The organism is Methanosarcina barkeri str. Wiesmoor (assembly GCF_000969985.1).
GTDB lineage: Archaea > Halobacteriota > Methanosarcinia > Methanosarcinales > Methanosarcinaceae > Methanosarcina > Methanosarcina barkeri_B.
In genome coordinates this window covers 4,137,617-4,154,010 of sequence record NZ_CP009526.1, presented here as the reverse complement: position 1 = coordinate 4,154,010, position 16,394 = coordinate 4,137,617, and the positions used below count along the sequence as shown (strand labels likewise).

14 protein-coding genes and 1 tRNA gene are annotated in these 16,394 nt (G+C 40.5%); 4 read left to right on the top strand and 11 right to left on the bottom strand.

Translation table 11 applies throughout. The features are described 5' to 3' along the window. Positions 1 to 70: 70 nt before the first annotated feature. The 10 genes from MSBRW_RS17020 to MSBRW_RS16975 all read right to left on the bottom strand — a co-directional run bounded on the left by MSBRW_RS17020 (position 71) and on the right by MSBRW_RS16975 (position 9,209). Positions 71 to 313, bottom strand: coding sequence for a Fe-only nitrogenase accessory AnfO family protein (locus tag MSBRW_RS17020; protein ID WP_011306543.1), 243 nt, complete (start codon positions 311 to 313; stop codon positions 71 to 73). Between the two features lie 425 nt (positions 314 to 738). Next, positions 739 to 2,127 carry a Fe-only nitrogenase subunit beta gene (gene anfK, locus MSBRW_RS17015; RefSeq protein ID WP_011306544.1) on the bottom strand — a complete coding sequence of 463 codons (1,389 nt, stop codon included), beginning with the start codon at positions 2,125 to 2,127 and terminating at the stop codon, positions 739 to 741. A gap of 15 nt (positions 2,128 to 2,142) precedes the next feature. Continuing rightward, positions 2,143 to 2,493, bottom strand: a complete 351-nt coding sequence (gene anfG / locus MSBRW_RS17010) for a Fe-only nitrogenase subunit delta (RefSeq protein ID WP_011306545.1) — start codon at positions 2,491 to 2,493, stop codon at positions 2,143 to 2,145. Continuing rightward, positions 2,486 to 4,078, bottom strand: a complete 1,593-nt coding sequence (gene anfD / locus MSBRW_RS17005; RefSeq protein ID WP_011306546.1) for a nitrogenase iron-iron protein, alpha chain — start codon at positions 4,076 to 4,078, stop codon at positions 2,486 to 2,488. Before anfD ends, anfG begins: the two co-directional genes overlap by 8 nt. Before the next feature lie 21 nt (positions 4,079 to 4,099). Next, positions 4,100 to 4,477 (bottom strand): P-II family nitrogen regulator, encoded by a 378-nt coding sequence (locus MSBRW_RS17000; RefSeq protein ID WP_011306547.1) that lies wholly within the window; start codon positions 4,475 to 4,477, stop codon positions 4,100 to 4,102. A 13-nt stretch (positions 4,478 to 4,490) separates the two neighbouring features. Continuing rightward, on the bottom strand, positions 4,491 to 4,808 hold the full coding sequence (locus MSBRW_RS16995; RefSeq protein ID WP_011306548.1) for a P-II family nitrogen regulator: 318 nt from the start codon (positions 4,806 to 4,808) through the stop codon (positions 4,491 to 4,493). Positions 4,809 to 5,569: 761 nt separating this feature from the next. Beyond that, entirely contained in the window at positions 5,570 to 6,727 is a 1,158-nt protein-coding gene (locus MSBRW_RS16990) for an ABC transporter ATP-binding protein (protein WP_011306549.1), read from the bottom strand. After that, on the bottom strand, positions 6,724 to 7,401 hold the full coding sequence (modB, locus tag MSBRW_RS16985) for a molybdate ABC transporter permease subunit (RefSeq protein WP_011306550.1): 678 nt from the start codon (positions 7,399 to 7,401) through the stop codon (positions 6,724 to 6,726). Before modB ends, MSBRW_RS16990 begins: the two co-directional genes overlap by 4 nt. Before the next feature lie 22 nt (positions 7,402 to 7,423). Next, on the bottom strand, positions 7,424 to 8,257 hold the full coding sequence (gene modA / locus MSBRW_RS16980; RefSeq protein WP_011306551.1) for a molybdate ABC transporter substrate-binding protein: 834 nt from the start codon (positions 8,255 to 8,257) through the stop codon (positions 7,424 to 7,426). Between the two features lie 742 nt (positions 8,258 to 8,999). Then, positions 9,000 to 9,209, bottom strand: coding sequence for a TOBE domain-containing protein (locus tag MSBRW_RS16975; protein ID WP_011306552.1), 210 nt, complete (start codon positions 9,207 to 9,209; stop codon positions 9,000 to 9,002). Between the two features lie 609 nt (positions 9,210 to 9,818). On the opposite strand from MSBRW_RS16975, the gene MSBRW_RS16970 reads away from it, so the two are divergent. The 4 genes from MSBRW_RS16970 (at position 9,819) to MSBRW_RS16955 (ending at position 16,049) form a co-directional block, all read left to right on the top strand. After that, entirely contained in the window at positions 9,819 to 11,183 is a 1,365-nt protein-coding gene (locus MSBRW_RS16970; protein WP_011306553.1) for a formylmethanofuran dehydrogenase subunit B, read from the top strand. A 112-nt stretch (positions 11,184 to 11,295) separates the two neighbouring features. Beyond that, positions 11,296 to 13,383: a formate dehydrogenase subunit alpha gene (gene fdhF, locus MSBRW_RS16965; RefSeq protein ID WP_011306554.1), complete on the top strand. Its 2,088-nt coding sequence runs from the start codon at positions 11,296 to 11,298 to the stop codon at positions 13,381 to 13,383. Further along, a complete protein-coding gene (locus tag MSBRW_RS16960; protein ID WP_011306555.1) occupies positions 13,380 to 14,585 on the top strand; it encodes a Coenzyme F420 hydrogenase/dehydrogenase, beta subunit C-terminal domain in 1,206 nt (401 codons plus the stop codon). Before fdhF ends, MSBRW_RS16960 begins: the two co-directional genes overlap by 4 nt. Before the next feature lie 780 nt (positions 14,586 to 15,365). Continuing rightward, a complete protein-coding gene (locus MSBRW_RS16955) occupies positions 15,366 to 16,049 on the top strand; it encodes a DUF4145 domain-containing protein (protein ID WP_011306556.1) in 684 nt (227 codons plus the stop codon). Between the two features lie 183 nt (positions 16,050 to 16,232). On the opposite strand, the gene MSBRW_RS16950 is transcribed toward MSBRW_RS16955, so the two are convergent. Beyond that, a tRNA-Ser gene (locus MSBRW_RS16950) sits at positions 16,233 to 16,316 on the bottom strand. Between the last annotated feature and the right edge of the window lie 78 nt (positions 16,317 to 16,394).

Genomic DNA, 16,394 nt, shown 5'->3' with positions numbered 1-16,394 from the left:
CTGGTATTCATAGAGTTTGCACATTTACTATTCTGATGGTCAATTTGTTCGGCAATTCGTTTACAACTTCTTATATAAATCCTAAAACCTCTAACTCTATGTTAAACCACTTCGGAACATGGCTGCAAATAACATCCAGCCTGTTAAATTCTCCATTTTTCAGATATAAAATTAAAACTTTCTTTAAACTTAAATCAGGATTCTCTAAAAGTACTTCTTCAAGATGTTTTACAGTGTCCTCTACAGCCATTCGTATCGCAGGAATACTATTCTCATTGCAAACTTTTTTTCTAAACGACTCAAAACTCTCCATTTCCTTCCTTCTTCTTCATAAACTGCAATAAAGCCAGGTTCATATTGTAAATTATAATAGCTTTAGACTACAGTCAAAACAGTTTCTCGCTTTCGAGACTATCTACTCGCTTGCGTAAGTTCTTAGGGACTAAATCTTAAGTAAAATTATACTTTTACTAAAATTTACTATTTAAGCAAGGTAGCATAAAATGGACAGCTAATAAAAGCAGTAGGGATGCACCCCTGCATCTTTTTGTTTCGCCAGGGAATGAGGAGCGAAATATCCATCATTTGCAATCGGATGCACCACCGTGACTTTAATTTGTATCTTTTTCAATTGATTCCGCCAGAATTAATTAACACTGTGAACTGGAAGAGCCTAATTAAATAACAACTGAATTTTACATATTCAATTAATTAAAATTTTTAATCACCGAATAAACTTCACCATACATTCAATATCCATTCCCTATCCTTTTTGAATTCCATATCGGTGAAAAGTGTGTTTGCCATCTGTTCAGCGAGCCATATAGCACCTTCATACCCAACAACTGGATGGCGGTATAGCCCTGCACGATCAAATGTAGGGAAACCTACACGTACCATCGGGATATTGTTATCAATAGCAGTCCAGCGACCCTTGGAATGTCCCAGGATAAGATCAAGTTCAACTTCCTTATCCTTGATCCGCCTTTCAAGTTCCCACAGATCTGCGTTCATAATGATCTGCATATCGAAATCGACTTTTTCCTGGAATTCTTTGATGCGCGGATCATCCTTATATGTGTTATTGTCATCGCCAAGAAGAAGAACCACAGGTTTCATCTCCATATCTAGACAGAATTCAGCAAGACCTATGACAAGGTCTGGATTTCCGTAAATGGCAACCTTTTTGTCGGCAAAAAACATATGGGTAAGATCGGTAATTGCGTCGATTGCAATTCCCCTCTCACGAACAAGTGATTCGGGAATTGGTTTTCCGGTCATTTTTTTTAAATTTTGCAGGAACGTATCCGTATTACGGATTCCAATAGGAGTCGGTCCTATGATTGCAGGAACATCAAATTTGTTTTTAAGGTATTCGGCAGCTTTCCCACCTTCGTACTTGTTCAATGCAATTGTTCCCAGTGCATCCGCAGTTCCGGTCAAGTCCTCTATCGTTGTGCTACCGTGGGCGAATCCACTTTTATCCGGCATCAAAGGAGAATCAAAGCTTTCGATTTCGAAAAGGACTGTTGCATCTATGTCCATTTCTGATAGAAGGTGCTTGAGCGCTGTAACGTCTCCCGGATTGACCCATCCGGTAATTAGATTGAGTTTTCCATTAGGTTTATCTTTTTTTGCAAACTCTTTTACGATATCATGCACCGCCACATCGTATCCTGTTATCATGCTTCCTTTAAAACTTGGAGTATGAATCGGAATAAGATGTACTTCCCGATTTGCATATTTCTCTTTCAAAAGCTTTTTGTTAAGTTTCCTAATAAGACCATCAATATCATCGCCGATGACTTCCGTCGAGCATGTTGTGATGATAGGTATGACCTTTACATGTGGATACCTCATCAAAAGAACATCTACAGCCTCTTCGACTCTATTAAGGGCTCCAAATACTGCACCATCCTCGTGAAGAGACGAGGATGCGATCTCGAAGCTATCCTTGAAATGCTGCGCGAATAGCATACGAACGAACATTACGCATCCCTGTCCCCCATGAACAATCGCGATACAATCCTTTATTCCTACGCTGGCATACTGTGCTCCGCAAGGCTGGCATGTGAATATAGGGTTGATAATTCCTGGACGTTCTCGTTGTTTTAGTTCACAAGACATGATATTTCCTTTTCCTTAATAAAGTGGGTTAGTGAGTTCTTGATTAAGTGACCCATTAATAGTTAAGTAATCGATACGCTCTTTGAGCCCCTGCATAAGTAGCTTGATGTCTTTTTTGTCCATTGTGTCCAACCATGGGCAAGTCTTTTTGAAACCATTGGCTAAGTACACAGCATCTACCCAATAGCACCTATCTGAAGGTGTGCTGAGATCGAGGGGTTCGTCGCACAATAACTGCATGGTTTTTGTAAGGATCTCTTCATTTTGTCTCTCTCTGTCCCAGGTACGTGAGTGAAACTGCCACAGGCACCACTTCATAATGAAATCTACTAGCTGTTCTATCCTGTCTTTCATAACGTCATCCATTAATGGCCTCACCTCCTTCCATTACCATGCCAAGCGGCTGCTGTGGTTCAAGCTTGGGATATTTTTTTCCGCGTAGTCTTGTAACAATATCACATTCACCGGTGTATGGCCTTTCCTCGATTGGAGTTTTCCCATCCTCAATGATATTCACATCAGAAATCATCTTCCTAGTCACGAATCCTTTATCAGTGGGGATCTCATCCTTACTGATATTCAAACCAGAAAGCTGATGAATCGGTGAATAGATGGCATTGTAGAGATCCCTTGCAAGCCTGACCCATCCTTCAAACCCTTTATATGGACCGTTGTGATATCCATGAATATTGAGATATTGGATCCTCATCTTTTTGGAAACCTCTCCCGGACGGACACCTGTAAGGACACAATCGGGTTTTAATATCTCCATAGCTTCAATCCCTTCAAGTTCATTAGGATCATCAATAGCAAGTGCTCCTTCACTGCACCGAGCAACGCCTTTTTCGAAGTCTCCCTGATGACCGAATTTTGAATACACTGAGACAACTTTAACTCCCATTTCTTCTTCAATTACATGTGCCCAATGCCAGAGTTTGGAGCCGCCAGGCCAGAGACAAATTCTTTTTCCTTTCAGACGTTTAGCATACCAGTCAAGTTCCGGTTTCCATCTAGCAATTTCTTCGTCTATAATATCCTGGGCTTCTTTTTCAATTCCGAAAAACATAGCCACTTTCATTAGTGATGCTGAGAGCGGTTCAAAACCATATCCATCGATATCAAGACGTGGAGTTCCGTATCTTTTTCTTAGTTCGTTACAGATGTATTCTGCAGAACGCGCACATTCTAGTACATTGAGATGGGCCAGATGCATACCCCTAAGGTCGTCATAGGATCCGTTCCCAGTAAAGGTGGAAAGAACCTGAATCCCCATTCTCTGGAAATAATCCACTATAATTTCCGCATCTCCCTGGATATTATAATCACCAACATAATTGATGACGTATTTGCTTTTGATTTCAGGTTCAAATGTTCCTACTTTTTGATCGACCCAAGCAATATTGATTTTGTGATGTCCTCCCGACTGGCTAGGTCCCCCAAAACCAGGAGCATTGCAGACAAAGATATCAACATCTGGCATTTCTTCCATCACTTTTTTCGCAACTGCATTTATATCGTCTCCAATAAGTGCTGAAGCGCAAGTTTGGTAGATACTCATTCTTTTGATATGCGGAAATGCCTTGAAACAATCAATAATATTTTGTTTGAGCAGTTTTTCAGCGCCGAATACGACGTTCTTTTCCTTCATATCTGTCGTCCAGGCATATTTAAGCTGGAAGTTGTCGTTATCGCTAATATAACGCTTAGTATGCCAGGTATCATAGGTACATCCAACTGGGCCATGGCACAGATGGATGACATCTTTCATAGGTGCACCTATAACATGTTTTGCACCGCAGAAAGCGCATCCACGTTCTGAAATCGTCCCAGGGATCGTGTTGAGATATCCAAGGGGAAGGCAGGACGTCAAATCTTCACCTGGACCTTTTATAACAGCATGCATAGCCCTTTCAGGAATACATTCGCTGCACTTAAACGTGTGATATGGCATGGATTCGTTTCTCCTTATTTTTTATAGAAGAGCGTTGTCGCCATGTTCGTCTGTTCTTACTCTAATGGCATCATCAACAGGACAGATGAAAATCCTCCCATCACCGATGTCACCAGTTTGGTTAACCTTCATAATTGTTTCAATTATTGTGTCAACATCTTCATTACGGGTAACTATGGAAAACAGGCGCTTGGGAATATATTCCATCCTCCTCCCAGCTTTTATGCTCTGATCCAGAATTTCAGGGCGAATCTCAATGTCAAGTTCGGTTGCGATACCTTTTTGTTTACCTCTTCCAAAAACTGGAATCGCAGTTAAACTCGGAACACCAAGTTTCTCAAGGGCTTCTTTTGTAGGCACAACTTTTTTTGGACGGATTATTGCAATTATTTCTTTCATAATTTCACCCTCCTCAAAGGCCTGCATCCCTGGTACGTATTGTGTATGCATTGTCAACGGGAATGACGAAAATTTTACCGTCTCCTTGATAACCGGTGTACGCTTTGTATTTGATGAGTTTAACAACTTCTTCAACAGATTCATTTTCTACAACTAGCATAAGCATGGTTTTAGGAAGCTCATCATAGTGTATTGTTCCAACTGTGACTCCTTTTTGTTTTCCACGGCCAAATGCATCTATTTTTGTTAGTGAAACAAATCCCCCCTCTGCAAGTCCTTCTATAACGTCATCAGCGGCTTCAGGACGTATTAAAGCTTTAATCATTTTCATATTAGTCCTCCTTTCACCGCCGAACAAACTTTGTAATACGAAACATCATTCGGCGGCAAATGAAGTTTTGTGGTACACAATGAAGTTTTATGCTGTGTAGTGAATGAAATTGCGTTTAACTCATATCAAGAAGCTTTGTGGCAACAACAGTTTCTTTTCGATAATTTCAAGTGCAAGCTTACCTCTTCTTTTTCCCGATTACACAGACCATCGTAATCGACAAAAAAGGTTGAACTTTATTTCTGCACTATTTTGTCCTATCGCGTAGCGAATTATCCGAGTTTTAATAGTCTTCTAGTGTGTTTTTAGCCCCCTTTTATACTTTTATCACGTTATGTTTTCTAAAACATAACATGTATTTATAATATAGGAAAACAGTAACCTATTTCCTATCTAATATTATATATAATTTTTCATCACTGCAAGTTAACAATAGGGATCTTTTTAAAAAATAAATCTCGCTAAAGTCTAAAATCTTATATATAGAGTTTACATAAAAACAGATCATTTATATTATTTAATAGGCATTTTAAGCTCATTTATATTCAATCTGGAGTAATTCATTATTTAAATAATTTACAAAGTTATTATTTGCTAGTTTATTAATATGAAACTTGGATATGTTTATGTAAACATATTGATGCGGACTATAAAGAGTCAAGATGAAAGTTGGGATAACTACTGACGTTTTGTCTTTGAAAATGTAAGCCTTGTAATTACAGATGCCCGACATCCTATCAAAAAAAGTGCTATTTGTTGAGTTATAAGCTACGGAATGCCACCACTTTACTCGTTTCCAGTTTAACCAGGCATAAACCACCTGCGCAAAGCTTCATGGAATCAACAAATTGCGCAGGAACTTCTGCAATAAGGGTTTTATTTTGTCTGACAAGCTTAAGTGTGATTCGTTTTTTTGGCCCTTTGTTGATGATACTATTGACATGTGCAGAATAGATGTTTTCATCCTGATCTTCAGAACCATAATCCGGTGAAAGAAGAGTTATGTTCTCGGGATGTATCCCCCAGGAAACTTTATCTCCAGGTTTAAGGTTTTGAGATTTTACTTTTATTCTCATATCCTCACTTTTTAATATTATATTTTTTGACTTTTCATCATACCTTTCTACTTTAGCTTCATCAAAAATGTTGGACAGGCCAGTGAGGTCTGCAACATGCCGGTTTTCAGGATGATAAAAGATTTCTTCTGGAGTTCCAAACTGTTGAGCCTTTCCTCCATGCAAGATAAGAATTTTATCAGCCAGCAGGAAAGCTTCTTCAAAGTTATGGGTAATGAACAACAAAGGTATTCCAATCTTATTTTGCAAATCTTTTATCTTTTCTGCAAGTTTGGTTCTTATTCCCGTATCAAGTGCGGAGAATGGTTCATCCAGAAGCAGAATCCCAGGGTTGGGGGCAAGAGCCCTTGCCAGAGCAACTCTCTGCTTCTGCCCGCCTGAGAGCTGCGACGGGTAACGGGTTTCCAGTTCTTCAATATGGAGAAGATTCAGCATTTCTGCAACCCTTGCTTCCTTGTCCTCTTTTTCCCAGCCTTTGAGGCCGCATTCTATGTTTTTTCTAACATTCATGTGAGGAAAGAGGGTATAGTTCTGAAAAACATAGCCAAGATTGCGTTTCTGGATGGGCAGGTTAATTTTCTGGTTTTTGTCGTAGTAAACTTTACTTCCCACAGTTATTTTTCCATCATCAGGTTCTGTGATACCTGAAATACATTTGAATAACGTGGTCTTTCCTGATCCAGAAGGCCCAAAAAGTACGACAAGTTCGTTTCCCATTTCAAAGCTGATATCTAACGTAAAAGCTTTCTTAGTACTTGTAAAAGCTTTCTTAGCACTTTTTTTTCCATTGATTTCAGCTTCTTTATACTGTTTTTTAAGGTCGACTTTAACGCCCAATTTCATACCTCAAGTTTTCCTACAAATCTGCCGGTAAGTGCAATGGTCAGCAGGGACATAAATACCAGGATTAATACAAGCAGATTGGCAAGTTCGTTATTGCCTGCCTGAAACGCGCTGTATATTGAAATCGACATTGTGTTAGTTTTTCCCGGAATATTTCCTGCCAGCATGAGGGTTGCCCCGAATTCTCCAATAGCCCTGGCAAAACTGAGTATAAGTCCTGCCAGTATTCCCTTTTTTGCAAGAGGGAGTGTTATTTGCAGAACAGTCTCAAGTTCACTTTTTCCAAGGATATAGGCAGCATACTCTATTTCCCTGTCTACTCCTTCAATGGCAGCTTTCGCAGTATGAACCATGAGAGGAAGAGAAACCGTATAAGCCGCAATAACTGCTGCCTGCCAGGTAAACATGATCCCGGTCCCCAGAGCATTGAAAATCATCTGTCCGAGAAACCCATGTCTTCCCACCAGGATCACAAGAAGGTAACCAATTACAGTAGGAGGAAGGACAAGGGGGAGGGTCACGAATAGCTCCGCAAGTCCTTTTCCCCGAAAATCACGTCTTGCAAACACATAAGCTATGGTTACGCCACTGCAAAGTACGAGAATAGACGATATGGCTGCTATCCAGAGTGTAAGAGATAAAGGAAACCATATCTTGTCCAGCATAGGGATCATTTTTATGCTTTTAGCTTATTTTTTATTCGGATTCGGGAGTAAATCCGTATTTTTCCAGTATTTCCTGTCCTTCGTCTCCAGTTATGAAATCCACGAATTCCTGTGCTTCTTCTTTGTTATCAGAATCAGAAACCACGGCTATGGGATAACTGATAGAAGTATTTACAGGGACAGTGGCAACGACTTTTATAGTTCCAGGATCTGCGGTCTTTGCATCGGTCATGTACACAAAACCTGCATCCACTTCTCCTCTTTCCACGTATGTAAGTACTTGTTTGACGTCTTCAGCAAGTATCGTCTTATCTTTTATCTGGTCCCAGATTCCTGCTTCGGTCAATGCCTGGGTTGCATATTTGCCTACCGGGGCAGTTTCAGGGTTTCCAATACTGATTTTCTCTACTTCAGGGGCTGTCAGGTCTTTTATTCCAGTTATATTGAGGTCGCTGTTTGTAGGGACTATAAGCACAAGGGAGTTCTGAGCAAAGTCTTTCCTTGTACTGTTTTCTATCAGTTTCTCACCGGCAAGTATGTCCATGTGGTTCTGGTTAGCCGAAGCAAAAACATCAACAGGAGCTCCTCCTTCAATCTGCTGGCGTAGATTCCCTGACCCTGCAAAATTGAAATTCACATCTACGTCAGGGTTTTCGGTTTCAAACTGGGATTCTATGTCAGTAAAGGCTTCGGTAAGACTGGCAGCTGCAGATACTGTTATAGCATCAGGGTTCTGCTCGGAAGACGAAGTTTCTGCTACGACTGAGTTATCAGTTTCGTTTGTAGCTTCATTTCCATTACCAGTACATCCTATTGCAAGGAATACGCCTAATATTACTAACAGAACTATCAGTTCTTTTCTCACAATTTCACCTGCACAAAATATTTTTGTTATGATTAAGTACTTACGTCGTTACATTCAAAATCGATAACAGTGAACCCTTGGAATCATAAACAAATTTTTTATTTTTCTATTTTTATTTCCTTAAACCTGTAAAGTTGATGTAATAATATTTACTCTATTTATCATGGATTTATTATTTCAACTCAAAGATTTTTTGGCTAATTTTTCTTATTGCATGAAGATAATTTAATAATAATTTTTATAAAAAAGCTTAATCACTTAAGTCCTATATAATATAAGTGCATATAAGTCAATCTATTATTTTTAGGAGTTTATTCGGAGTTTATTAATACTTATGTTCAAGAAGCAAATTTTTCCGTGGAATTTTCTACATTATAAAGTTAAGGAATAATTAAATAATAAACTCAAGTTTTCACTTTGGTCACTTTGGTAATGGCCATATAATTCTATTTTCCAAATAACCTTCAAAGATAATATTGGTACATAATGATTGAAATTATATTTTCGTTATTCCTAAGTATCCAGAACATGACAGTATAGGTAAAATTCCTTTAAAGATGCAATTCCTTTAAAGATGCTGAGGAAATATAAATACACATTACGCAGATGTACAACAGATATAATAATTCTATTTTTTTTAAACGAGTGTTGGTATTAACAGTTAGTTTTTTGCACTTCTGCGGAATGCGAAATTAGTTATTTTTGACTATACTTCCCATCAGTTGATGATGAAAATAAGTAATTAGTCTGCGGCTACCATTACACTTGAAGCCTTGAATGCTGCGTAGACTTCGCTTCCTACTTTTAAGTCCAGACTTTCAGCTGATGTTTTTGTAATGATGGAAGTGATTTCTGTCCCTTCTGGTAATTCTATTACGATTTCAGAGTTTACCATTCCGGTGACAATGCTTTTAACTTTACCTTTTAATACGTTGCGTGCACTTAGTTTCATATCTTGATCCTCCATTTAATACGGAAATTAGACTCCCGCCAAATATTATATAAATATGTCTCTATATGAACCTTACGTGCTTAATAATATTAGCTTTATATTTATAGTCCAGGTGTGGAAAGAAAAATCTAATTTCCATTAAATATTGTGAAGTAAAGATATATTTATATCTAAGTTGTAAATTTACTTCCCAATGCAAATTCTTTATATATTCCATATGAATTTGAAAGATAACGCAGTTTACTGGTAACAAATGTAGGTCTGGAAATCTACTTACTTGTAAACAGCAGCAAAAAGTTGAACACGGTTTTTTTTCTATTGGTGTCCGGAAGGTCACAGACTTCACTGGATTCCCCCACCCGTCTTCCTGGCTGCAGGGAAAAGGCGTATTCCTGAAAACCTGTTGACATTGAAGTACTAGTTCATAAAAATGGTACAGTGCTGTGAAATTACTGTTCACTGTTCATTAGCATAAAAACGAACTGCTGTGCAGTGCACAGAACAATGTTGAGAGGTACGTAAAATGCAAGATGAGATGCTACTATCGATTTTTTCTGAAAAGTGCACCGAAGATATAATCTCAAAATTTTATGTCGGAGAGCAGTGCGTATGATTTACAAAAACATAGTCTGTCCTGTTTGTGGAGCTGCCTGCGACGATATCCAGGTTGAAATCAAGGATGGAAAGATTGAAGCTAAAAATGTATGCAAGATGGGAATTTTCAGATTTAATGAGATTACAAGTCCCCGGAGATTTAAACAGCCCTTTCTAAAGTTTGGAGGGAAACTAAGACCTGTTTCTTGGGACGGAGCCCTTCAAATAGCCGCAGACATCCTGTCTTCGGCCAAGCGTCCTCTTATTTTCATAGGCAGCGAAACTTCCTGTGAAGCACATAAAGTGGGACTTATGATAGGGGAACATCTGGGTGCAATTGTTGATACCGTTGGCAATGGGGCCACAGTGATGGGAACTCAGGAAGCCGGAAGAGTCGGTGCAACTGAAGGACAGAAGAAAAACAGAGCTGATCTTTTGGTGTACTGGGGTGCCAATCCTCTTGAATCTATGCCGAGACAGATGTCAAGATATGGGGTTTTTCCCAGAGGCTACTGGACAAAACGCGGGCGTTTTGATAGAACGATCATTACTGTGGATCCAAGAAAAACTCTAACTGCTAGAGCTTCTGACCTTCACGTGCAGCTTAAACCTGGCTCCGACTATGAGCTAATAAGTGCACTCTTGACGCTTTTACATGGAAAAACTCCTCATCATTCCGTAGAGGAGATTACAGGAGTTTCTATTTCTGTTATGGAAGAGATGCTCGGTATAATGAAAAACTGCAATTTTGGGACTATCTCAGTGGGAATTGGACTGTCTTCATCTCTTGGGAAATACAGGAATATTGAAATTGCCATGAACCTTGTAAAAGAGCTAAATAATTATTCCAAATTTACCATTGGAATTATCCGCAGTCACTGCAATGCGGCAGGCTTTACCCAGGTCGCTTCCTATATGTATGGCTACCCCTTCGGGCTTGACTTCATGCGTGGACACCCACGCTACAACCCTGGAGAATTCACAACCGTAGATTTGCTTCGAGAAAAGGATGTGGATGCAGCTTTTGTAATATGTTCTGATCTTTTGAGTCAGATCCCCACTGACTGTGCAGATTACCTTGCAGAAATTCCTTTGATCTGCCTGGATACAGTTCCTTGTCCAACTACGTCAATCTCAGACATTGTGCTTCCGGGAGTCATTGACTCCATAGAGTGCGAAGGGACTTTCTACAGGCTTGACGATGTGCCTATTTACTTTGAACCGTTCCTTGATTCTCCATTTAAATTCACTCAGAGTAATGAAGATACCTTAAAACAGCTTTTTGAAAAAATAAAAGAAGAAAACGATCATACTGGTTTTCTCCAATCTGCATTTAAGCAAGAGGAAGCAATGCCTGCAATTTTGCCTGGAGTACTATGAAGTCCTCAAGAAAGCAGTATGGGTATGTGAATTGTTTTGAAAATATCAGCTTATCATTAATGAACCATCATTTTACCAGAACATACCAATGTATTCAGGAGAAAATGGAAACATGGAATTGAAATATGTGCCCACGACCTGTCCTTACTGTGGGACAGGATGTGGGTTTAACATTGTGGTAAAAGATGGGAGGGCTGCAGGCATTGAGCCCTGGCACCGGGCTCCCGTTAATGCAGGAAAGCTCTGTCAAAAGGGCAGATACGCTCATGAGTTCATCCATAGCAAGGATAGACTTGTAAAGCCGCTGGTCAGGGAAAACGGGAAGCTTGTAGAGACAAGTTGGGAAGAAGCCCTGGCCCTTATAGCAGGGAAATTCATGACTTTTCTCCCTGAAGAAATTGCCTGCCTCTCTTCGGCAAGAACCTCGAACGAAGAAAACTACCTTATGCAGAAATTCGCCCGTGCTGTCCTTAAGACTTCTAACGTTGACCATTGCGCAAGGCTCTGTCATTCCTCTACAGTCGCTGGCCTTGCCGCAGTTTTTGGCTCGGGAGCCATGACGAATTCCATCCTGGACATTGAAGAGTCTAAATGCATTTTCATTATCGGTAGCAATACCCTCGAGCAGCATCCACTCATCGGAAGGAGAGTAATGCTTGCGAAAAAGAAGGGGGCCAAAATAGTCTGTGCAGACCCTCGTTGCACGCCCACAGCAAAACAGGCAGACCTCCATCTTTCTATGTATTCAGGTACGGACGTTTCTCTCCTAAATGGACTCATGCACCATATTATAGAAAATGGCTGGGAAGATTCGGTATTTATCTCAAAAAGGACAAAAAATTATGAGGAAATGAGATCCGTGGTCATACAGGAGGCCTATTCCCTGCCAAACGTCTCAAAAATCACAGGGGTGCCAGAAAATGACTTAAAAACCGCAGCCGAGTGGATTGCCCAATCAAAACCATCGGCCCTCATTTATTCAATGGGCATCACCCAACATACGGTGGGAGTTGACAACGTGAGATCCACGGCAAATTTAATGCTTCTAACTGGAAATCTCGGAGTTGCCGGAGGGGGAGTCAACCCCCTGCGGGGACAAAATAATGTACAGGGAGCATGTGATATGGGCTGCCTGCCGGATGTGTATCCTGGATACCAGAAGGTTGCAGATCCGGAAAACCACAGGAAAATGGAATCTATCTGGGGGGTGAGCGGACTTCCGAAAGCTCCAGGGCTTACGGTTACGGAGCTGATGGAACAGCTTGCAGAAGGAACATCGACTGTGAAGTGCATGTATGTTATGGGAGAAAATTTCATGCTCTCGGACCCGGATCTAAACAAGGTAAGAAAAGCCATGAAGCAACTGGACTTTCTGGTCGTGCAGGATATTTTCCTGAGCGAGACTGCAAATCTTGCTGATGTTGTCTTGCCTGCGGCCTGTTATGCAGAAAAGAACGGGACCCAGACCAATACTGAACGTCGAGTACAGCGGATTAGGAAAGCCGTAGACCCTCCTGGAGATGCTAAGGCAGACTGGCGCATCATCTGCGAACTTGCCGGGTGTATGGGGTACGGGCCTCAATTTTCCTACATGAACGAAGCGGAGATTTTTGAGGAAATCGCAAAGGTTACCCCCCAGTATGGGGGCATGAGTTATGAGCGCCTTGAAAAACCTGACTCTCTTCAGTGGCCCTGCCCGGATAAAACTCATCTAGGAACTCCAATCCTGCATACCGAAAAATTTTCCACCTCTGATGGGCTGGCGGAGTTTTCTGGCATTGAATGGAAGCCCCCAGCCGAAGTTCCGGATGTGGAATATCCTTTCATTCTTACTACAGGAAGGAACATCTGGCACTGGCATACAGGGACTATGACTCGCAGGTCGAAAACCCTTGCTTCCGAAGTCAGAACCGGCTGGGTGGAGCTTCATCCGGAAGATGCGAAAAAGTTAGGAATCCGCAACCGAGAAACAGTCCGCGTACTTTCCCGGAGAGGGAAGATCGAAATCCCTTCAATGGTCACAGAAGACATAAAACCCGGGGTTGTCTTCATACCTTTTCATTTTAAGGAATGTGCAGCCAACCTGCTGACTAACGGAGCTCTCGATCCCGTGGCAAAGATTCCGGAGTACAAGGCATGTGCGGTAAAAATTGAGAAAATAGAACCTCAAGAAGGTAAACTTTTGGAGGAAAAGCTTTGAAACCGTCAGAAGGAGATATGTTTTATGTCCAGGCTTGTGACCAGAAATTACTGGAAAAAGGTGAGTCAGGCGGTGCGGTTTCAGCTCTATTGAAATTTGCACTGGAAAGCGGAAGTGTGGACGCAGTGCTCGGGGTCAGGAAAGGAGCCGACATCTATGATGCTGTACCTGTGTTGATTACGGACCCGGCAGAAATTTCGGAAATTTCGGGTTCCCTGCATTTCGGGACCCTTCTTCTGTCCAGACTTTTCAGCAAGTACCTGGAAAAGGCAGATAACCTGAAAATTGCAGTCTCCCTGAAAGGATGCGATGTCATGGGTCTTTATGAGCTTGCAAAGCGGGGAGAAGTCAGGCTGGAAAATATCCTCATGCTTGGGCTAAACTGCGGAGGCTCAATCAGTCCGGAAATGGCAAGGAAGATGATTGTAGAAACATTTTCAGTTAACCCTGACTCGGTTAAAAAGGAAAGGATTGCTAAGGGGAAGTTTATCGTTGAAACTCCTGAAGAGGAGTTTTCTATACCCATAGACAAATTGGAAGAGGCAAACTTTGGAAGAAGAAGTAACTGCAGGCGCTGCAAACTGAAAATCCCAAGGCAGGCTGACCTTGCCTGTGGAGAATGGGGCGTTATGGGTATGGAAGCAACCTTTGTTGAGGTATGCAGTGCAAAAGGCGCAGAACTACTTAAACAGGCAAAAACTGCAGGCGTGGTTGAAACTTTTCCTCCTGTCCCAAAAGGGGTGGAGATTCGGGGGAAAATCGAGAAGTCGATGCTGAAGCTGGCCGAGGGCTGGAGAGAGAAAGATTTTCAGTCGTTAGGGGAGGGAAAAACCCGCCTGAAACAGCTTGTGGATGAGACTTCACGTTGTATCAAGTGCTATACCTGCATTGAAGTATGTCCTGCCCTGTCCGGGACAAAAGTATCAGACTTTACTATCACCCCTGGAAAGGTTCCTCCTTCCTTTGCCTTTCATGCACTACGATATTCCCTTGTTGCAGATTCCTGTATCAACTGCGGACAATGCGAAGAACTCTGCCCAATGGATATCCCAAATGCCCTTTTTATGCATTCCTTTGCTGTGGAATTTCAGGAACTCTACGGCTATCAGGCAGGGCAGGACCTTTCAGTCCCGAATATCTCACCATTGGAAATTTTCCGGCAGAAAGAAAACAGGAAAAAATTAGGTTGTAAAAAAAATTGAGGTACATAAAGCAGAAGTAAGAGTGAGTTAAATATTGAAAAATATCAACTGATTGGTGGTGGGCCATAGGAACAGAGAAAAGTCATTGTTTAAGCTCAAAGTATCTATTCAGCGTACGAAATTCTTCGCCATGTGTAATAAATACCAACTGCAATAGCAACGCCACCAAATATCTGAGCTAATGTAGCACGATAGCTGTTTTCAGTATCGGCTAAGCCTTTTGGGTTTGAAATCCCAAAGTGAGCCACTTGATACTAAGGAATATACTAAAGTGCCAAAAGTAAAAGTACAACAAGAAGAATGATAATAACTAGGCTTGTTTTTGAGTGTTCGCTTGCAGTATCACGAATTTCCAATAAAGAAGGAACCTTGAATTTCTTGTATGTCTCATACGCATCCCTTAGTTTCATACTTCTTGCCTTTAGCTCAAATGTTTACAAGTCCACAACTGCGAAGAAATAAAAGTTGTCATTTTAAATAAAAGATGATTTGTTGTATCCTGAAATTATTTCGCAGATTCAAAAACATTTAAAAGTTTAATACCCGATACAACATCAGGCGGCTCAAAAAGTTAAACGTTAAGTAAGTTTCAATTTCATTTTGGTATTGTGAAATAATCATGTAAAATAAAACAAGTTAGAAGTTGGAGTAAAATAGTAGGTCAGCTGTATACGATATATAATTGAAATAAAATAATTAAAAAAGCGAAATAATTTCAGGATAAAACAAACAAAAGATGATTCGAAATTATTATAAGTACTGGTTGAATATATTCATTACATGATAATTCCTGGTGAACGCGGTAAATGCCCACATTGTTTGGTTGTAAATAAATTTGAAAGCACTCAAATTGATACGCATAGTCGACAGTGGTTTGGCTATCAAATAGATAGAATCCTTGAAGATATAAGTTTGGAGAACAGCTTTAATGGTGAATATATTACTTTGATAGTTTCTCGTTGTGCTGAATGTGGTAAGAATGTAATATTCCTAAATAATGAAATGATATATCCGGCTGGATCTTCAAGACCACCATGTCCTAGTGAAGTGCCAGCGGATATAAGTCAAGACTATATTGAAGCTTGTTTGGTTGAGCCATACAGCAAAAAAGCTGCTGCTGCTTTAGCTAGAAGGTGTTTGCAGAGCATGCTTCGTGATAAAGGCGTAAAGCCTGGAGATTTGTCAAAAGAAATTGACGAGGCAATGCAAACGTTACCTTCGTATCTGGCAGAATCAATCGATGCTATTAGGCATATAGGAAACTTTGCAGCACACCCAAATAAATCCACTTCTACCGGACAAATAGTTGACGTTGAAATCGGTGAAGCAGAATGGGCTTTAGATGTACTCGAAGATTTATTTGATTTTTATTATGTTCAACCAGCAATTACGCAACGCAAAAAAGATGCTATGAATGAGAAATTGAAGGACCTTGGAAAACCGCCTTTGAAAAAGCCCAACTAAATAATTTTATTTCTTATTCAAATGCAATCTGTCATCCAAGTTTAATATCAGTCTGAAGAACTGGCTTCAATCTTTCTTGTTTGTTCTGCATTCACAGTAGTTCACGAAATTTCAGTTTATTAAACACTACTTCTACAAAACCACAGTCCTACAAAAATAGACTTTAAACTTTTTTTGACTGCACGCCCAGGGCAGGATTTGAACCTGCGCTCTCCCAAAGAAGAAACGGTTTTCGAGACCGTCGCCTTACCACTAGACTACCTGGGCATTTTGTTTTAAAGTGATAAAAATTTCCGGGCGCTACCCGACGTTTTCAATGAAACGTGTTTCAGATACAGGGTTAGT